Source organism: Bradyrhizobium sp. C-145, assembly GCF_023375135.1.
Taxonomy (GTDB): Bacteria; Pseudomonadota; Alphaproteobacteria; order Rhizobiales; family Xanthobacteraceae; genus Bradyrhizobium; species Bradyrhizobium zhanjiangense.
This window is the reverse complement of record NZ_CP088150.1, coordinates 78,039-96,716: the sequence shown is the minus strand read 5'-3', so window position 1 is coordinate 96,716 and position 18,678 is coordinate 78,039. Positions and strand designations below refer to the sequence as shown.

Sequence of the window (18,678 nt, the reverse complement as noted above, 5' to 3'; positions counted from 1 at the left end):
CACAAAAACGCGATGGATCAGCGGGCCAAGCCCGCGTATGACAGCGCCAAAATCGCTGCCGGGCGCGATTTCACCTCGGCAAAAACGGAGCCTTGAATGCGTATCGATGCGGTCTCGATCGGGAAGAACGTACCCCACGACGTCAATGTCATCATCGAAGTCCCCGTGGGCGGCGAACCGATCAAATACGAGATGGATAAGGAGGCTGGCACGCTCGTCGTCGATCGCTTCCTCTACACGCCGATGCGTTACCCCGGGAACTACGGCTTCATCCCGCACACGCTGTCGGATGACGGCGACCCCTGCGACGTGCTGATCATCAACACCCGCGCCATCATTCCCGGTGCCGTCATGAGCGTGCGGCCGGTCGGCGTGCTGTTCATGGAAGACGAAGCCGGCGGCGACGAGAAGATTCTGGCGGTGCCGTCGTCAAAGCTGACGCAGCGCTACGACAAGGTGAAGAGCTATTCCGACCTGCCGGATATCACGCTCCAGCAGATCCAGCACTTCTTCGAGCACTACAAGGATCTCGAGAAGGGCAAGTGGGTGAAGATTTTGCGCTGGGGCGGCCCGGAGGAAGCGCACAAGCTGATCCTCGAAGGCATGGATCGCGAGAAGAAAAAGGCCTGAGCCTTCGGTATCCCGGACAAAAGGTGTGCTCCCTCGCCCCGTTCTTACGGGGAGAGGGTTGGGGTGAGGAGCTACCTCCACAAAGACGGCAGAGTTGGACTCGCGGAAAGTCCCGCTCACCCGGAATCCGCGCTTCGCGCGAATTCCGACCTCTCCCCGCAAACGGGGAGAGGTGAAGAAAAGCTACACCGCCGGCTTCGGCAGCCCTGCGATCGCGCAGGCGGCGCGCAGCGTGTTCACCAGCAGGCAGGCGACCGTCATCTGGCCGACGCCGCCCGGCACCGGCGTGACCGCACCGGCAACCCCAAGCGCCTCCTGATAGGCGACGTCGCCGACGAGGCGCGTCTTGCCGTCTGCTTTGGGGATGCGGTTGATGCCGACGTCGATCACGGTCGCGCCCGGCTTCAGCCAGTCGCCGCGCACCATCTCCGGCTTGCCGACCGCGGCGTAAACGAGGTCGGCGCGCTTCACGAGGCCGGGCAGGTCGCGCGAGCGCGAATGCGCGATCGTGACCGTGGCGTTCTCGTTCAGCAGCAATTGCACCAGCGGACGGCCGACCAGGTTGGAGCGGCCGATGACGATGGCGTTCATGCCTTCGAGCGAAGCGTGCACGCTTTTGGTCAGGATGATGCAGCCGAGCGGCGTGCAGGGCGACAGCGCCTCAAAACCACCGGCGAGCCGGCCGGCATTGCTCGGATGCAGGCCATCGACATCCTTGGCGGGATCGATGGCGTTGATGACGGCCTCGGTGTTCAGCCCCTTCGGCAGCGGCAGTTGCACCAGAATGCCGTGCACGGCCGGATCGCGGTTGAGCTTTGCGACGAGAGCCAGGAGTTCTGCTTGCGAGACGTCGGCCGGCAGCTTGTGCTCGAACGAGGCCATGCCGGCGCCTTGCGTCTGGGTGTGCTTGGAGCGGACATAGACCTCGCTGGCAGGGTCGTTGCCGACCAGCACCACCGCGAGACCGGGGACCAGGTTATGCTCGCGTTTGACGCGGGCGACCTCCTCGGCGACGCGGCCGCGAAGCTCCGCGGCAATGACTTTTCCATCGATGATTTTGGCGGTCATGTCAGTTCCTTCAGTCCTTCGATTTAGCCGACACGAGCTGGCGCAGGGCTTCTCCGAGCCGCGCCGGATCGCCGTCGACCGCGATCTGCTTCAGCCGCGAAGTAGCTCCCGATAGCAATTTTACGCTGGCCTTGGGCACGCCAAGCGATTTCGCCAGCAGGACCAAGACAGCCTTGTTGGCCTCGCCACCATCGGCAATCGCGCGTACCCGCACCTTGAGCACGCTGCGGCCGTCGGAGAGCTGCTCGATCCCGTCGATGTCGTCGCGGCCGCCGCGCGGCGTCACCCGCAGCGCGATGCTGACGCCTGCGGCAGAGATGCGCCAGGGATCTTTGGCAACCAAGGCGCTCCAGCCCGCTTAGATCACGTTCGGGTAGATGTAATACAGGATCACCCGCTCGATGAACATGATCAGCAGAATCAGGATAATCGGCGAGATGTCGAGGCCGCCGAGACTGGGCAGGAAATTGCGAATCGGTGCCAGCAGGGGCTCGGTGATCCGGTACAGGAACTCCGCCACCGCCGAGACGAACTGGTTGCGGGTATTCACCACGTTGAAGGCGATCAGCCAGGACAGGATCGCGGCGGCGATCAGCAGCCAGACGTACAGATCGAGCACGATGATGACGATGTCGAGAACGGCACGCATGGCTTTTGAAAACTCTGGCTTCGGTCGGGATTGACGGCTGTTGCTAGATATCGGTTCCCTCCGACCCAAACAAGGGAAGTCGGCGCCCGGATGGCCAAAACGGGGCTACACCTGTCCTTGACTTGACCTTGGCGGGGACTTAAATGGCGCCCGGTTGTCGGCCGCGTTCACCAGAGCGGCCTGCAAAGGGGCCATAGCTCAGCTGGGAGAGCGCGTCGTTCGCAATGACGAGGTCGGCGGTTCGATCCCGCCTGGCTCCACCAGCCTTCGCAGGCTGCGCCTGCTTCGGCTCGGCAAGCCCTCGCGTAGCGAAGGCTGTCCCGCCATAGCCCGAAGGGCGACGGCGGACCTCTTTCCAAAGTCCCCTACCTCCCCGTAAACCTCGGCGGCCGCTTCTCCATAAAACTCGCCACGCCCTCCCGGAAATCGCTGCCGTTCAGCGCCACCATCATCTCGCGGTTGGCCTCGATCGTCGCTTCCGCCAGGGTCTGGAACGGCACCTCGTAAAGCTGCCGCTTGATTACGGCCATCGCGCTCGGTGAGACGAAATCGGCGAGATCGCGCGCGTAAGCATAGGTCTCCTCGCGGAGTTTTTCCGGCGAGCAGAGCCGGTTCACCAGCCCGATCCGCAGCGCTTCGTCGCTCGACACGCGCCTCGCCGAGAGCAACAGATCCAGCGCATGGGCATGGCCGACGATGCGCGGCAACATCCAGCTGATGCCGTGCTCGGCGATGAGGCCGCGCCGCGCGAAGGCGGTCGTGAACACCGTATTGTCGGCGGCAAAGCGCAGGTCGCAATAGAGCGCGTGGACCAGGCCGATTCCGGCGGTCGCGCCGTTGAGCATGGCGATGACGGGCTTTGCGATCGACGGATAGAAGCCGTAGCGCGTCTGCCAGTCCGGGCGGCGGTTCATGTCGAACGGCGGCAGATTCGAGGCGCGCCCGACGTCGTTAGGATCGAGCCCTTTGAGCGCATCCATGTCGGCACCGGCGCAGAAGGCGCGGCCCGCGCCGGTGAGCACGATGACGCGGACATTGTCGTCGGCGCTTGAGGCTTCCATCGCGTGACGCACGTCGCGCTCCATCGTCGGCGTCCACGCATTCATGCGGTCCGGGCGATTGAGCGTGATGGTCGCGATCCTGTCGCTCACCTCATAGAGAATGTGTTCATAGGGCATGACGCTCTCCCTTTGCTTGCCGGCGCAATCTCGCGTGCGCGCGTTGCGAACGAGCCTAGCATATAAAGGGATGAGGCAAGGGCTTGCGCGGAGGCGCGATTCACTCGGCGGCTTGCGCCAGCACCGGCCGGCGCGCCAGCCAGCCATTGATGAAGTGATCGAGCCAGGCGCGCTCCGCGAGGTCGTAGACGGCACGATCCGCGAAATGGTGATGCCGCTGCCGCGCTCCGGGCGCGCTGAAGCCGTCATAGCCGCGCGTGGTCCAGCAATGCATCATGGCGTAGGTCACGTCTGGATGAAACTGCACACCGAAGGCGTTGCCGGCACGGAACGCCTGCACCGGAAAATCATCACCTTCCGCGAGCTGCTCGGCACCAACCGGCAGCTCAAATCCCTCGCGATGCCAATGATAGACCTGCGCAGGCCAATCCGGGCAGAGCGCGTGGCCCGCAGCGGTCGGCCTGATCGGGTAATAGCCGATCTGGGTCAGCGCATCCGCATGCGGCGCGACGCGGGCCCCTAGCTGCATCGCGAGCATCTGCGCGCCGAGGCAGATGCCAAGGAACGGACGCTGCTCACGGAGCGGAATTTCGATCCAGTCGATCTCGCGGCGGATGTAGTCGTCGGAATCATTGGCGCTCATCGGGCCGCCGAAGAACACGGCGCCGGCATGCTGATCGAGCGTCTCGGGCAGGGGATCGCCGAAGCGGGGACGGCGAATGTCGAGGCGATGGCCGAGCGCGCGCAGCGCATTGCCGACCCGGCCGGGCGTCGAGGATTCCTGGTGCAGGACGATCAGAACCGGTAACCTGGCTTCGGAAGCGGAGGCGGCCGCGCCCGGCGTCCTTCTGGGAAAGGGCACCACTTCCGCGCCACCAAATCTGTCCGTCCGGAACGACATGGCCTCTGCGAGTGCTATCGGTTCAGACCGCCAGCATAGCTAAGCGATGGTTAACATCGTGTGAGTTCGCGCACACATACCGATTGAAGCAAGCTCCGGGCCACTACGGGTGCTTCAAAGTTTTCTCTAGTGCCTGCGCCTCTGAAACCGGCTGGTAGCGGCCAGGATGAAGCCGCGCGGGAAGAAACGCAGCGCCAACGGCACAATCTTGATGCCCAGACCGGGCAGCACTGCCCGTTTGTTGGCCATCAGGCCACGATATGCATCGCGTGCAACTTCGGCGGCGGAGACGTTGAGAACGGCGGTATCATGTTGGGAGCCGACGCCGGCGCGCGCCTGGAATTCGGTGGGCACCGGACCCGGGCAAAGCACGGTGACGCGAACGCCGCGCGGCGCGAGCTCCGCCCGCAAGGCTTCGGTGAACGAAATCACATAGGCCTTGGAGGCGTAGTAGACGGCCATGCCGGGGCCAGGCAGGAAGCCGGCGACCGATCCGACATTGAGAAGTCCGCCCTTGTTCTTGATGAGCTGATCGGCAAAGCGCAGCGACAGATCCGTCAGGGCCCTGATGTTGACATCGACGATGCCGAGCTGCTCGACGCGATCGCGCTCAATCGCATCGCCGAACACGCCGAAGCCCGCATTGTTGATGAGATGATCGAGCTCGACGCCTTCGGCGGCAAGTGCTGCCGCGATGGTCTTGCCGGCATCCGCTTGCTCGAGATCGCAGGCGATCACGATCGGCTTCTTGCCGCCGTTGGCGGCGAGCTCGTTCGCGAGCGCCTCCAGCCGATCCGTCCGGCGCGCCGTCAACGCGAGGCGATGCCCGTTGGCAGCAAACACACGCGCCAGCTCCGTGCCGATGCCCGCCGAGGCACCAGTGATCAGCGTCACCCGCTCAGTCACGATCGAAGACTCTTGAATTCAAGTTTTTCGCCCCGCAATGGCGGAACGAGAGCACAGGCCGCGCGCGACATGCAAGCCGCGCCGCCAGCATGGCCGCTTGAGCAGAACGACAGGCCGCACTGAAAAACCGTTGATTTGCAGGCGGATTCAGCGCAGCCGGCGGATAAATTAAAGTTTCGTCATGTGTCCGGGCAGGCCGCGATCAGTCGTGTCTTAGAGCCGTCAGCCGCCGACAGCGCTGTCCTTGACTTGGCCGCCGACACGGTCCGCGACCGCGTGCTTCAGGTCGATCCGGTCACGCTGCGAAATCCCGAGCAGGTCGGAGGCGCGCCAGACGACGTTGTCCTCGAATTCGCTGACCTGACCGTCGGCATAGACCAACTCCCACATCATCTGCACGATGCGTTTGCGACCCTCTTCGTCGAGCGAGCGCATGATGACGCTGGTGAAATGATAGAGATCGACCGCCTCGCCCTCGACCTGGGTGGCGTCGGCGATCAACCGATCCGCGGTGCCGCGATCGAGCCCAAAATGGCTCTCGATCAGGCTGTGCAGCTTGCGCTGCTCGGCCGCGCTCGGCTGTCCGTCCAGCGAGACCACGTGAATCAGCAGCGCCGTGGCCGCCAGCCGATAGTCGCTGTCGCCAAATGCGCGGTCCTGATCATGGGGAGCAACAATGTCGGCAATGAATTGGCGCAGGCCGTCGAGCATAAAGTCCTACCGAGATCGATGACGCCGCGAGGGGTGCGGCCGTTACCAGCATTATATGAGCGGGAAACTCAACCGGCGCAACGTGCTTCAGTTCCGCGCGCTGCATTACGTTTCGGCAATCTGTTGTCGCCTCGGTGCCAGAGTGAGGCAGGCGGGCCACATCCTTCGACGTCGTCCTGGCGAAAGCCAGGACCCATTACCCCAAGACGTTGTTTCGCGAAGGCTAGCCGTCCGGTACTACGACCTATCGCACTCGATAGATTCCGCGGTATGGGTCCTGGCTTTCGCCAGGACGACGTTGGAGAGGCATAGTGCCACGCTCGCAACGACGGGGATTGCAGCAGCAGGACCGCATCCCTCACGGTATCTCATACACCACCATCTTGTCGGCGATGCCGCGCAGCGCGGCGTGCTTCTGGATCGGCTTGATCTCGCGCCGCTGAAGGATTTCAGCAACCGCGGGTGCATCGAGCACCGGGCCGGTGATGTGAATTTCCTGCGCGGTCGACAGGCTCTGCACGCGCGAGGCGATGTTGACTGTCTGGCCGAAATAATCCTGGCGCTCATTCAGCATCACCGCAAGACATGGACCTTCATGGATGCCGATCTTGAGAATGAGATCGTTGGCGCCGCGTTCCTTGTTCAATTCATCCATGGCTGCACGCATGCGCAGTCCCGCCGTAATCGCGTGCTCAGGTCTCACGAAGGTCGCCATGACAGCATCGCCGATCGTCTTTACAACCGCCCCCTTCTCGGCGGCAATGATCTCCAGCAGCGCACGGAAATGCGCGCGCACGAGATCGAAGGCGGCGAGATCGCCGACGCGCTCATAAAGCGCGGTCGATCCCTTCAGGTCGGTGAACAGGAACGTCAGCGAGGTGATCTGGAGCCGCTGGTCGAGACCGAGATTGTCCGCCTTGAAGACGTCGCGAAAAGTCTGGTTCGACAGCATCCGCTTGGCGGTGAGGAACGGCTTACGCTTGCCGATGAGATGATGAAGCGCCTCGGCCGCGATAAACACCGACGGCAGCACGCGCACACCGGCCTGGTTTTCCAGCGATAGCCGCAGCGGACCCGGCCGCATGGTCGTCGTCCCCGTCGGGGCCTGCACCTTGTTGTACATGATGGCGAGCTGCTGACGGTCCTTGGTCGGCTCGCCCTGGACATCGATGAAATGAGCGGCGTGCGTCACCGGCTCGAAGATGATGACGAAATCACTCGGCAATTGCAGCGACATCGTCGCCTTCTCGCCGGCCGGCAGCTCCATCGTATCCAGCGTCACCTCGTTGGCCAGCGTCGCAAACGATTCCTTGTTGAAGTCGACCCCGGAGCTCCAGAACACCTGCTTGAAATATTCCCACACCGGAAGCGTATCGGGATCGTGCGCCGCGATGCGCCGGACGCGCGGATTCACGGTGAAAGAGACCTCGACCTGGTCGTCGACGGACGCCTTGTACCCGCAGGCGCAGAGCGCGCAGTGATAGTCGTCCGGCTTGAGCGCCTTGAGCGTCGAGTGAGCGCCCAGCACGCCGCCGCAGCCCGGACACAGCACGTTCCAGCCGAGATCGAACAGACCGAGCCTGGCCGAATGCAGGAAAGCCGAGATGACGCGCTCTTCGTCGAGGCCGTGATGCCGGGAGAAATCGAGGACATTGACGCGGTTGAGCTCGTGGTCCTCGCCATCCTGGATGAGGCGCGCAATCGCATCGACCACCTTTGCATCGGCGGTCTGCTTCAGAACGGAAAACTGGGCCTGGATGTCGCTCATGGCGGGGCTCTGTCTAAGCTGGATCACGCCATCGGCCAGACGAGGGTCCGTTACCGACGGGTGATGCGGAACATGGGTGAGTGGTCCGGCTGGGTCGTGACGACGCCATGCGGGATCACGGGAACGGTATCGGCAAGCTCGACGCGGAACGCACCGATCAGTCGGGCCAGCGCCAGCACCGATTCGGCTTGCGCAAACGGCGCGCCGATGCAGACGCGTGGCCCCGCGCCGAACGGCAGATATGCGAAGCGATCGGGCTCCGCCGACATGAAGCGCTTTGGAATGAACGCGTTCGGCTGATCCCACAGTTTCTCGTGCCGGTGCAAAAGCCACGGCGCGATCATGATGATATCGCCCTTGCCGATCTCGATACCGGCCGCGTTGTCCCTATCGCGCGCGGCACGCGCGACCAGGAAGGCGGGCGGATAGAGTCGCATCGTCTCCTCGATCACGGCACGAGTGAACTTCTGGCGATCGATGTCGGCGATGCTGTCGAGATGTTCGCCGCGGGTCTCAGTGGCGACCTCCTCCTGCGTGTCAGGATCGAGCGACAGCAGATAGAGCGCCCAGAACAGCGCCGTCGCCGTGGTCTCGTGACCCGCGAGAATCATGGTCGCGACCTCGTCGACGAGCTGTTCGTCGGAAAAGCCCTTGCCCGTTTCAGGATCCCGCGCCTCGTCCATGAGATCGAACAGGTCGCGTGGCGGCGCGCCGTCCTTCTTGCCGGCCGCGCGGCGTTCGGCGATCAGCATGGCAACGAATTCGGTCCAGCGCTTGCGAAACCGCGCCCGTGCGAAATCCATCGGGCTCGGCCAGGACACGGGCAGCACCATGTCGAGGAAATAAGCCCGTCCCAGCCGTGCGGCATATTCCATGATGAAGTTGCGCAAGGTCGCGCCATGCCGGTCCATGCCGAACGAGAACATCGTGCGTCCGGCGATCTCGAGCGTCATGCGCTGCATGACCTCGCGCAGATCGACCGGCTCGCCGGTTCGCGTATCGAGCTTTGTGATGGTCTCGTCGAGCACCGCCGTCATATGCGGGACGAGATTTGCGGTGGCGCGCGGCGTGAAGGCCGGCGCGAGCGTGCGGCGCTGAAACGTCCAGGAATGACCTTCCGCAATCAGGAGGCCGTCGCCGAGCACGGGACGCAGCATGCGGATTCCCGCCGGCGTGCGCGTATAATTCTCGTAATTGCTGAGCAGGACGTGCCGGATCGCGTCCGGCTGGTTCAGGATGAAACTGTTGCGGAGAAAGAAGCGACCCGGGATGACGTCTTCCTCATAGGCACGCTGTCCCCAGGTCGCGATCATGTTCTGGCGGATCACCGCGAGCTTGCCAAAGAACGACATGTCATCCGGCGCACGCGGCGGCGTCGGAGGGATGAGGGGCCGACGCAGGCTGGCGATGTTCATGGCTCGCTCCCGCAGAAGTGACGCAGATCAATAGCTAGTAAGTCAGTTCGGCGATCGCAATCCTGTTTTCGGCGGCGGGCCAGGCGCGTGCCACAATCCGTTCTTCGCCAAATTGGGCCACGATGTTACGTCCGACCTCGCTGGCCGGAAGCCGCAGGGTTGCTGCCGCATCCGTGGGCACGCCCGGTTTGACGTCGGCGGGCTCCTTGCCGTCGAGCAGCACCACGTCCCGCGGCAGGCCGAAATAGCCGCGCGGCCGCGACATGATCACGACAGCTCCTGCGTCCTTGTCAGCCGGCCCGAGCGGGCGCGCGGGCCGCAGGTGCACGACGTCGGACGAGCGTGGGAATGGCGAGCGGTAGATGTGCGTCGTCGGCGCGTCGGGCGATGCCAGGACGAATTCGAGCGACCAGGCCGGATTGACCTGCGCCGGTCCCCAGCGGCCGTCGGCACCGGTCTTTGAGCTGTGCAGCGCCCCGCCCTTGCGCTCTCCGGTTTCAGGATCGACGCGGAAGACGTCGACGGTTGCGCCCGCCACCGGACGGTTGGTCGACACGCCGCCCGGCGTGCCCGTGACCAAACCGCTCAGCTTCACGCTTGGCTCCGGCACGATCGCGATGCGCGTGGGCTCGCGGCCGGCGATGAACTTGTAGATCTCGCGAAAAGCGCGCGGATGAAACGCCACTTCGCGATGATCGAGCGCACCAAGCACAAGGTTGGTGGCGCCCTTCAGCTCCGGACCTTCGGCGGTGACACCGGTCGGAACGCCGGGCTTTCCGATGAACCGGCCGTCGGCTTGGGCATATTTGTCCAGGCCGTCACTGCGCAGAGTGAGAAAAGCTGTGCCCGGCGTCACCTCGCTCTCGCCCTCGTTCAGGCCGCGCAGGAATGCGCCGCGGCCGTTGAACTCGTTGTTGGACTGGTCGTCGGTCGCAAACACGCCGTGATTGGGCGTGCCGCACAAGATGGCGTGACTGACATCGCCGGCACCGCCGTTCTTGATGACGTTGCGGATGGCATAGCCGCCGCGGGAGCTGCCAACCAGCGCCACGCGGGACGCGCCGGTACGGCGCTTCAGGTCCGCGATGGCCGCAGTGAGCTCGCTGCGCTGGTCCTCGGTCGAGGACCGGTTCGCCTGCTCGACCTTGTCGTCGCTCCGCGCCAGCGGATCGGTGAAATTGATCGCCGCCATGCGATCGCGCGCGATGCCGTTGGACTCCATCCGCCACAAGGTCGTCATCCAGAGCGCGTCGTAGTCGCCATTGCCGTGGACGAACAGGATCGGCGGCACCTCAGTGCTTGGCGTCACGGTAGATGCGGTTTGGGCCATCGCGCCGGCCCGCAAGCTCGCAACTGCGAAAGGCAAGCTGCCTACTGCTTGCAGGATCGTCCGTCGCGACAGCTTCATCTGTTCCTCCCCCGGCAAACGCCTCTTTGCACCGCTTATAGCGACCTAACCACTGGACAGCGAAGGACTTTCGCAGGCATCACTGAATTTGCCGGAATCGCCAAGACCACTTCTGACACCCGATATGGAAGGGGACATGACCGAGCAGACGAACCGCCAGAGAATTGCCGCCGAGGGCATCACCGCACCTCTGCGGTACACCGTGTTCCGGCGCATCTGGCTCGCTAGCCTGCTCTCCAATCTCGGCCTCCTGATCCAGGGCGTCGGTGCCGCCTGGGCGATGACACAGATGGCGGCCTCGGCCGACAAGGTGGCGCTGGTGCAGACCGCGCTGATGTTACCGATCATGCTGATTTCGATGCCGGCCGGCGCCATCGCCGATATGTATGACCGCCGCATCGTCACCCTGGTCTCGCTGTCGATCGCGCTGACCGGCGCTACCGCGCTCACCATCCTGGCCGGGCTCAAGCTGATCACGCCGGAAACGCTGCTGGCGTTCTGCTTCGTCGTCGGCAGCGGCAATGCATTGTTTGGACCTGCCTGGCAGTCCTCGGTCAGCGAGCAGGTGCCGCCCGATGCGCTGCCGTCCGCGGTGGCGCTGAACGGCATCAGCTACAACATCGCGCGCAGCTTCGGTCCTGCGATCGGCGGCGTCATCGTCGCCGCGGCCGGCGCAGTCGCCGCGTTTGCCTGCAACGCGGTCCTCTATCTGCCATTGCTGGTGGTGCTGCTGCTATGGCGACGCAGTACCGAGCCCTCGCGCCTGCCGCGGGAAAAGCTCAACCGCGCCATGGTCTCCGGCTTCCGCTACATCACCAACTCGCCGCCGATCAAGATCGTGCTGCTGCGCACGCTGGTGATGGGCCTGATCGGCGGCGCCGTGATGGCGCTGATGCCGCTGGTGGCGCGCGACCTCTTGCATGGCGGCGCGCAGACCTACGGCATCATGCTCGGCGCGTTCGGCATGGGCGCGGTGGTCGGCGCGCTCAACATCCATGAACTGCGCAAGCGCATGAGCGGCGAGGCGGCGATCCGCGCCTGCACCATCTCGATGGCGTTTGCGATGGCCGCGCTCGCCTTGAGCACGGAGCCGGTGCTGACGGCAACCGCGCTGGTGCTGGCCGGCGCGGTCTGGATGGCCGCGGTGGCGCTGTTCAACATCGGCGTGCAGCTCTCGGCGCCGCGCTGGGTCGCGGGTCGCTCGCTTGCGGCGTTCCAGGCCTCAATTTCGGGCGGCATCGCGATTGGCGCCTGGGGCTGGGGCCATCTCACCGACTATGCCGGGGTCGAGGTCGCGCTCCTGGTCGCGGCCGGACTGATGCTGATCTCGCCGCTGATCGGCATCTGGCTGGCGATGCCACGCGTCGGCGCGCGCAACGAGGATGCCGAGGTGCTGGCCGATCCCGAGGTGAAGCTGTCGCTGACCGGCCGCAGCGGGCCCTTGGTGGTCGAGATCGAATACCGGGTGAGCCAGGAGAATGCCCGCGCCTTCCACAATGTGATGCAGGACGTGCAGCTCTCCCGGCAGCGCAACGGCGCCTATGGCTGGTCGATCGCGCGCGACATCGCCGATCCGGAATTATGGACCGAGCGCTATCATTGTCCGACCTGGCTCGACTATCTACGCCAGCGCAACCGCTCGACCCAATCCGAACGCGCGCTGCATCAGCAAGCGATCGATTTCCACATCGGCCCCGAACCGGTACGGATCCGGCGCATGCTGGAACGTCCGTTCGGCTCGGTGCGCTGGAAGGAGGAGACGCCGGACCGCGCCAATAGCGAGGTGCTGCCGGTGGTCGCGACTGCGGCGGGGAGCAGCACGTAAGTCTGTCAACCTGTAGCCCGGATGGAGCGAAGCGCAATCCGGGACGGTCTCACCGCGGAAACAGAACCCCGGATTACGAAAACCACTACTGCCCGTGATCCGTCAGCACCTTGTCGCAGCCTTTGCTCAGCCGGGTGCGGTTCTGCTTCAGGCAGGCGAGCACGGCGCCATCGCCATTGTTCATCACGGCGCGGCAGAAGCGGCTGACATCACGCGCGCAGGCATCGTGGCCGGGCTGCTGCTGCGCGAACGCGCTCGATGCGCACAGGAGCAAAGGAATAATGAAAAGAAATCTGGCCATCGCGTAATGCCTCTTACCCGGAAGAAATGTGCGGGCGAAGCTAGTGCGCTGATCCCGTGGCCGCAACGGCTTTGTTGACTGGCTGCAACGTGCCGCCGCATGGCCCCGGCTTGACGCAGGAGCACATCGCGAGGGGAGCTAACCGACGCAACGATCATCGTGTTGCTTACTGCTTGTCCTGCGCGTCAGCGACCTTGCGCGAGGCGCCCTTGGCGAGGTCCTTGTCCATCACCGCGCGGCAGCCGGCGCTTAAGTCAGAACGATGCTTGATCATGCACGCCGTGATCTTCGGGATGTTGGGGATGTCCGCCGAGCAGAGGCGAAATGCATCGCCGGTGCACATCTGCTGCGCCTCCGCAGTGAAGGCGAAGCTCGAGGTCGCCGAGACGATCGACGCGATGGCGGCAAAGCCCAAGGCCAGGCTGGTATCGCGGATCTTGGTGGTCAGGGACTTGCCAGAAAGAGACTTGGCAGAAAAAGACTTGGCCATTTGAAGCTCCCATTGGGGGCCGTCGGAACGGCGCCCGTTGTTGATGGGAACTACGATGCTCCGGCAAAACGGTTTCCACTGTGATGACAGTCACGGCAGGCACAGCCTCTGTGACCTCCGTCACTTTGGCGCACCTCGCTGAAATTCCTCCGCATCCGCTGTCGCGTTGGTGTCACGTTAACTGTTCCTTCGCATTAATGGCTCGTCGCGCGGGAAATTCCGCCGGTTTGGTTGCGTAATTGGAAAGAATAGCGATGCGTAATGCGTTGGGCCTGATGCTGGCCAGTGTAGTTGCGGCGGTCGTGATTGCCGCCGGCGGTTGGTTTTATTATTCCGCGCGCGCCGATCAGGGCGCCCCCAAGACAGTTGCCGCCCGTGCCGCCGATCCATTGCCGGCACCGGCGAAGCTCGCCACCAAGGATGACGTCGAGACCACCGCGACGATCGCGGCCAAGCCAGCGGCACCTGCCCCGACGCCCGCCCCGGCCATGCCGGTGCAGCAGAAACAGGCCTGCGCCAATCCGAACGCGCTGGGCGTTGCCCGGGTGGTCGAGATCGACACCACAGGCGGTCCCGGCTTCGGCTTCGAGCACTTCAAGCAGTTCGACTTCCTCACCGAGAAGGAGGTCGTGCTGACCTTCGACGACGGTCCGTGGCCGGTCAACACGCCCGCCGTGCTGAAGGCGCTTGCGGATGAATGCACCAAGGGCCTGTTCTTCTCGGTCGGCAAGCACGCGACCTATCATCCGGAGATCCTGCGCCAGGTGCTGGCCCAGGGCCACACGGTCGGCACGCACACCTGGTCGCATGTCAACCTGAACAGCAAGAAGATGACCGAGCAACAGGTCAAGGACGAGGTCGAGAAGGGCTTCAGCGCAGTGAGATTCGCGCTCGGCACCAATCCGGCGCCGTTCTTCCGCTTCCCGCACCTTCAGCACAATCCGGCGATGGTGACCTATTTCGGCACCCGCAACGTCGCGATGTTCTCGACCGACATCGACTCCTTCGACTTCAGGAAGGGCGCCACGCCGGAGAAGATCGTCGAGACCGTGATGACCAGGCTGGACAAGCTCGGCAAGGGCATCATCCTGATGCACGACTTCCAGAAGCACACCGGCGAAGCCCTGCCGGCCCTGCTCGCGCGGCTCAAGGCCGGCGGTTACAAGGTGGTGCAGATGAAGGCCAAGACGACCTTCCAGACGCTGCCGGAATATGACGAGGCGTTGCTGAAGGACCTGAAGGTGCCGACCTCGAGCGCGCGTCCGATCGGAAGCGTGGTGCAGACGGTTTCGCAATAACCGCGATCACCGCTTCAATATGCGCATGGCCGGGCCTTCGCCCGGCCATTTGCTTTGGGCGAGCGGCTTACCAGTAGATACCGTGACGGTGCAGCTCGCTGATGATGCGGCGCTCGGTCCAGCTGCGCTTGTGCTTCGGCTTGTCCGCTCTTGCCGTGGTCTTGGTGGCAGGCTTGGTCGTCGTGACCGGCACGGAGCTCGTCGTGGGCGTCGTCACGGCCGGAGCGGTCGCCGCAACCGGCGCAGAAAGCGACACGGCCGGCGGACGATCGGAATATTTCGGAGCCTCCGTGGCTGGCGCGACTTCGCTCACCTGCGTCGTTGCGGCGGCGGTCGCCGACGTCGTGATTTGCGGCGCGGAGGTCTGCTCGCCCGCCGCGGCCAGCGACAGACTGCGGGACCCGCCTGCCTGGGCAGACGCGGAGGCCAGGAGCATGGCGGCAACCAGAATGATCTTGCGCATGTGAAATCTCCCCGTGTTGGCGTGGCTGGACGTTACGGGAAGCGCGCCTGAGGTTACGTGATCATGATCACGCAGGCTGCCGTGCCCTTGCACCGTGTGCTCAAGCAGGCTGGATGTGCTGGTCAAAACGCCGGGCTTGCGGAGATCGGATGAACCGTGAGCGGCCCGAGACATAGGTGACAGAACGTACCGGACACATGGGTTACACTTTCCGCTTTTGTTCTGCGGGAGGTGTGGATGCCGTGGAAAGTGAGTTCGGTAATGGAAGAGCGCCTGCGCTTTGTCGCCCGGCTTCTGGATGGGGAAGCCATGACCGAGGTCTGCCGCGAGTTCGGCATCTCCCGCAAGACCGGCTATAAGATTTTCGACCGCTACAAGGAGCAAGGGCTTGGGGCGTTGAGCGACCGCTCCAGGCGGCCCATACGCTACGCCAATCAGCTCCCGCAACAGGTCGAGACCCTGATTGTCCAGCTCAAGGCCGAGAAGCCGCACTGGGGCGCCCGCAAGATCCGAGAACTGCTGGTACGCCGGCTCGATGGCGACATCAGGGTTCCCGCCAAAAGCACCATTCATGCGGTGCTCGACCGCCACGGTCTGGTCAAGCGCAGCAGCGGGCCGCGCCACCATGCGCACGGCACGCCGCTGTCGCCGGGCACGCTCCCCAATGATCTGTGGTGCGCCGACTTCAAGGGCGAGTTCAAGCTCGGCAATGGCCGATACTGCTATCCACTGACCGTTACCGACCATGCCTCGCGCTTTCTGCTGCTCTGCGAAGCGCTGGACTCAACGCGCGAAGACGCTGCCCTCACAGCCTTTGAGCAGCTGTTCCGCGAGCGCGGCCTGCCGTTTGCCATCCGCTCCGACAATGGCGTCCCCTTTGCCAGTCCCAATGCTTTGTTCAATCTCTCGAAGCTGTCAGTGTGGTGGCTCCGGCTCGGCATTGCGATCGAGCGCATTAAGCCAGGCCATCCGCAGCAGAACGGCCGTCATGAGCGCATGCATCTCACGCTCAAAAGGGAAGCCACCAGACCGCCGGGGTTCAACAGCCTCCAGCAGCAGGATCGCTTTGATAGCTTCCGGCACGAGTTCAATGAGGAACGCCCTCACGAAGCTCTCGATATGAAGCGTCCCGCAGACCTCTACACAGCTTCAGCACGCCGCTACGATGGCCTGCCCGAACTGACCTATCCCTTCCACGATCGCGACGTCGTCATCACATCCTGTGGGCGCCTTTGCCTGCACCGCAAGAAAATCAATATCTCCGTCGTGCTGGCCGGCCAAAAGCTCGGCATCAAGGAGGTCGACGACGGCATTTGGCTCGTCAGCTTCATGCACTACGATCTGGGCTACTTCGACCTGGAGCAAAAGACCTTGCAGCCCCTCGACAACCCATTCGGCCCAAAGCCCGTCACCGATGTCTCCGGTACGACATCCTCGCTTTGACCGAGAGGCAGTCTTGCTCATTCTTGGCACGGCAGCCCTTGGCTCGGCCGCGCTGAGCGGTCAACCCCCGCAGCCCGCAGGGGCGCGCCTTTGGCGCGCGGGGTTGACGGCGAACGCGCGTGCCGAGCAACAATGCGGCTGTGCCATGAATGCTTGGAGTGAGTGACCCTGCAACCCCTCGACAACCCGTTCGGCACGAGGTTGTCACCCATGTCTTAGGTACGACCTGTTACCTATGTGTCCGGGCTGGACACCGAGGCGCTGGTGCCGCAAGAGGGATTCGAACCCCCGACCCCGTCATTACGAATGACGTGCTCTACCGACTGAGCTATTGCGGCGAACCCTGCCGGAGCCAGGACAATGCCGGCCCCGATACGCGCGCCCCTGATATCGGGCATGGCCCGAATTGGCAAGGACAAGCGGGGTGCGAAATGCGCCTCACGCGCCCCAGCGGGACCAGAATCCGCGCCAACCGCCGGCCTGGGCCTTGGGCGTGCCGATTTGTTCCGTAAATTCATCGCTCGGGCCCTCGTCGTCGATCCCGGGATCGTCAGGCGCGCGGACGATCGGGATCACGGCAGGGATGGGGGCCGATCCGGGTTTGCCGAGGTCGGCCCGGCTCCGGAACACCGGCGTTGCCGCGGGCGGCGATGATTCGACGGGCGCGGGGGCCGGATCAGCCGGCTCCGAATGCGTGATCGTCGGCTCTTCCTTGACAGCTTCCTTGACAGCTTCCTTGGCAGGTTCCTTGGCCGGAGGGGGCGAATTGTCCTGGGCGGCCGGCGCCGGCACTGGGGCCGCCACCGGCGGTTCCACCGGAGCTTCGCTGGCAGCCGCCGTCACCCGCTTCGGCGGTGGGGCCGCCAGCATGGCCTCCTCGAAGGCCGAGGATTCGATCGTGGCGCCCTTATCCGAAGGCAGGCTCGCGACCGGTGTCTGCCACTGGAACGCATCGAGACGGCCGGTGACCGGGGAGACCGGACGCCAGCGGTCGCTGACATAGCCGTCCGCAGTCCAGGCCGGATCGTGGCGGGCCCGCACCGCGCGCAAGGTCCAGGCGCGGGCACGGCCGCCGTCGCCATGCTCGGTGCGTTCGATCTCGGCCATCAGCAGCGCGACGCGTTGGGTCGGATCGTTGACGTAAGGCGCGAGCGCATCGCGCGCGCGGGCGAACTCGGAGGCATCGATCGCAGCGCGAGCGATCGCGAGCTGGCCCTCGATCTGACCTGCCTTGTCGGCAGGCATCTTGGCCGCGAGCGTCTCGACCCGCTGCAAGCGCTGCCGCGCGGAATCGCCGAGCTTCACATGGGCATAGGCGTCCGCGAGATCGGGATGCGGATTGGCGAGCCAGGCGGCCTCGACCAGCTTCATGGCGCGGCGCACCTGATGCGCCTCGCTCTCGAATTTCGCGGCGAGCACCGCGGCCGGCACCAGGGTCGGTGCGAGCTTGATCGCCTCCATCACGCTCTCGCGCGCGACGTCGCGGTCCATGGGCTCCAATTCCAGCGCGCGCGCGGTGAGCAGGACGCCGCGCTGCCGGCGATAGGTCTGTTTGTTGATCAGGCCAGCTGACAAATTCGAATCGAGGATCGCGAGCGCGGCGCTCCAGTCGCCGCGCGCGCAGCGGAAGCCGAGCACCGCCTGCGAGGCCCAGGTCGAGGACGGCGACAGCTTGATGGCTTCCTCCGCGATCATCACGGCGCCGACGGCATCGTCGGCGCGCTGCGCCTCGATGAACAGGCCGCGCAGGCCGAGCAGCCGCGTGTCCTCACGCTCGGCCATGGCGCGGAAGACGCGCCGCGCTTCGTCGCGATTGCCTTCGAGCTGCGCCGACTGCGCGTGCAAGAGCAGCGCAAGCGGATCGTTCGGCGCATGCCGCCGCGCCGCTTCTGCATGCCGACGGGCGAGCGCGGTGTCGCCATGGCCGATCGCGAGCAGGCCGTGGGTGATGGCGTGGCGGCCGCGGGCGTGGCGCTTCTCATGACGACGGCGGCGCAAACGCCCCGGCGTGCGCCAGATCATGGTCAGGATGCTCCAGACCAGCACGATTGCGGCTGCGAAGATGCCGAGCCCGAGCACGAACCCGGGAAACGTCGTCGTGGCACGGAGACCGCCCCAGGTCAGGACCAAATCGCCGGGCTGATCGGCAACCCAGGCTCCGCCGGCCGCCGCCAGTGCGATCAGAATGAGAAAGAGGACGATGCGAAGCATGGTGATCTCTATA

The 18,678-nt window shown here is 64.5% G+C and carries 18 protein-coding genes and 2 tRNA genes; 5 read left to right on the top strand and 15 right to left on the bottom strand.

Annotated elements, in window-relative coordinates:
* The first annotated feature begins 96 nt into the window (after positions 1 to 96).
* Positions 97 to 630: an inorganic diphosphatase gene (gene ppa / locus LRP30_RS00450; RefSeq protein WP_249759002.1), complete on the top strand. Its 534-nt coding sequence runs from the start codon at positions 97 to 99 to the stop codon at positions 628 to 630.
* 183 nt (positions 631 to 813) lie between these two features.
* Here ppa and folD read toward each other — a convergent pair whose 3' ends face one another.
* The 3 genes from folD to LRP30_RS00435 are packed head-to-tail and all read right to left on the bottom strand — an operon-like array spanning position 814 to position 2,347.
* Entirely contained in the window at positions 814 to 1,698 is an 885-nt protein-coding gene (folD, locus tag LRP30_RS00445; protein ID WP_249759001.1) for a bifunctional methylenetetrahydrofolate dehydrogenase/methenyltetrahydrofolate cyclohydrolase FolD, read from the bottom strand.
* Positions 1,699 to 1,708: 10 nt separating this feature from the next.
* The gene (locus tag LRP30_RS00440; protein ID WP_249759000.1) at positions 1,709 to 2,041 is read right to left on the bottom strand and encodes a DUF167 domain-containing protein; all 333 of its coding nucleotides are present in this window, start codon (positions 2,039 to 2,041) and stop codon (positions 1,709 to 1,711) included.
* Between the two features lie 15 nt (positions 2,042 to 2,056).
* The gene (locus LRP30_RS00435; RefSeq protein WP_091882830.1) at positions 2,057 to 2,347 is read right to left on the bottom strand and encodes a YggT family protein; all 291 of its coding nucleotides are present in this window, start codon (positions 2,345 to 2,347) and stop codon (positions 2,057 to 2,059) included.
* Positions 2,348 to 2,534: 187 nt separating this feature from the next.
* Between LRP30_RS00435 and LRP30_RS00430 the strand changes: the two genes are divergently transcribed.
* Positions 2,535 to 2,610: transfer RNA gene (locus tag LRP30_RS00430), tRNA-Ala, on the top strand.
* Between the two features lie 102 nt (positions 2,611 to 2,712).
* Here the strand turns inward: LRP30_RS00430 and LRP30_RS00425 are convergent.
* From LRP30_RS00425 to LRP30_RS00395, 7 genes are all read right to left on the bottom strand, one after another.
* Complete coding sequence (locus LRP30_RS00425; RefSeq protein WP_249758999.1) at positions 2,713 to 3,525, bottom strand: enoyl-CoA hydratase; 813 nt, start codon at positions 3,523 to 3,525, stop codon at positions 2,713 to 2,715.
* A gap of 100 nt (positions 3,526 to 3,625) precedes the next feature.
* Entirely contained in the window at positions 3,626 to 4,426 is an 801-nt protein-coding gene (locus tag LRP30_RS00420; protein ID WP_249758998.1) for a glutamine amidotransferase, read from the bottom strand.
* A gap of 126 nt (positions 4,427 to 4,552) precedes the next feature.
* A complete protein-coding gene (locus tag LRP30_RS00415) occupies positions 4,553 to 5,332 on the bottom strand; it encodes an SDR family oxidoreductase (protein ID WP_128930571.1) in 780 nt (259 codons plus the stop codon).
* 222 nt (positions 5,333 to 5,554) lie between these two features.
* Positions 5,555 to 6,043, bottom strand: a complete 489-nt coding sequence (locus tag LRP30_RS00410; RefSeq protein WP_091882818.1) for a TerB family tellurite resistance protein — start codon at positions 6,041 to 6,043, stop codon at positions 5,555 to 5,557.
* A 358-nt stretch (positions 6,044 to 6,401) separates the two neighbouring features.
* A complete protein-coding gene (locus LRP30_RS00405; RefSeq protein WP_249758997.1) occupies positions 6,402 to 7,811 on the bottom strand; it encodes an adenylate/guanylate cyclase domain-containing protein in 1,410 nt (469 codons plus the stop codon).
* A gap of 50 nt (positions 7,812 to 7,861) precedes the next feature.
* A complete protein-coding gene (locus tag LRP30_RS00400) occupies positions 7,862 to 9,226 on the bottom strand; it encodes a cytochrome P450 (RefSeq protein ID WP_128930568.1) in 1,365 nt (454 codons plus the stop codon).
* 34 nt (positions 9,227 to 9,260) lie between these two features.
* A complete protein-coding gene (locus tag LRP30_RS00395) occupies positions 9,261 to 10,634 on the bottom strand; it encodes a hydrolase (protein ID WP_249758996.1) in 1,374 nt (457 codons plus the stop codon).
* 136 nt (positions 10,635 to 10,770) lie between these two features.
* Here LRP30_RS00395 and LRP30_RS00390 point away from each other — a divergent pair, with 136 nt between their 5' ends.
* The gene (locus tag LRP30_RS00390) at positions 10,771 to 12,459 is read left to right on the top strand and encodes an MFS transporter (RefSeq protein ID WP_249758995.1); all 1,689 of its coding nucleotides are present in this window, start codon (positions 10,771 to 10,773) and stop codon (positions 12,457 to 12,459) included.
* Between the two features lie 85 nt (positions 12,460 to 12,544).
* Here the strand turns inward: LRP30_RS00390 and LRP30_RS00385 are convergent, their stop codons facing one another.
* Both LRP30_RS00385 and LRP30_RS00380 read right to left on the bottom strand, forming a co-directional pair.
* Positions 12,545 to 12,760, bottom strand: coding sequence for a cysteine rich repeat-containing protein (locus LRP30_RS00385; protein ID WP_128942146.1), 216 nt, complete (start codon positions 12,758 to 12,760; stop codon positions 12,545 to 12,547).
* Positions 12,761 to 12,926: 166 nt separating this feature from the next.
* Entirely contained in the window at positions 12,927 to 13,250 is a 324-nt protein-coding gene (locus LRP30_RS00380; protein WP_249758994.1) for a hypothetical protein, read from the bottom strand.
* Positions 13,251 to 13,504: 254 nt separating this feature from the next.
* On the opposite strand from LRP30_RS00380, the gene LRP30_RS00375 reads away from it, so the two are divergent.
* The gene (locus LRP30_RS00375) at positions 13,505 to 14,548 is read left to right on the top strand and encodes a polysaccharide deacetylase family protein (protein WP_249758993.1); all 1,044 of its coding nucleotides are present in this window, start codon (positions 13,505 to 13,507) and stop codon (positions 14,546 to 14,548) included.
* A 67-nt stretch (positions 14,549 to 14,615) separates the two neighbouring features.
* Here the strand turns inward: LRP30_RS00375 and LRP30_RS00370 are convergent, their stop codons facing one another.
* Positions 14,616 to 15,011 carry a hypothetical protein gene (locus tag LRP30_RS00370; RefSeq protein WP_249758992.1) on the bottom strand — a complete coding sequence of 132 codons (396 nt, stop codon included), beginning with the start codon at positions 15,009 to 15,011 and terminating at the stop codon, positions 14,616 to 14,618.
* 237 nt (positions 15,012 to 15,248) lie between these two features.
* Here LRP30_RS00370 and LRP30_RS00365 point away from each other — a divergent pair, with 237 nt between their 5' ends.
* On the top strand, positions 15,249 to 16,454 hold the full coding sequence (locus LRP30_RS00365; protein WP_249756508.1) for an integrase core domain-containing protein: 1,206 nt from the start codon (positions 15,249 to 15,251) through the stop codon (positions 16,452 to 16,454).
* Between the two features lie 262 nt (positions 16,455 to 16,716).
* Here the strand turns inward: LRP30_RS00365 and LRP30_RS00360 are convergent.
* Both LRP30_RS00360 and LRP30_RS00355 read right to left on the bottom strand, forming a co-directional pair.
* Positions 16,717 to 16,792 (bottom strand) — tRNA-Thr (locus LRP30_RS00360).
* A 100-nt stretch (positions 16,793 to 16,892) separates the two neighbouring features.
* Entirely contained in the window at positions 16,893 to 18,665 is a 1,773-nt protein-coding gene (locus LRP30_RS00355) for a heme biosynthesis HemY N-terminal domain-containing protein (protein WP_249758991.1), read from the bottom strand.
* Positions 18,666 to 18,678: the final 13 nt, after the last annotated feature.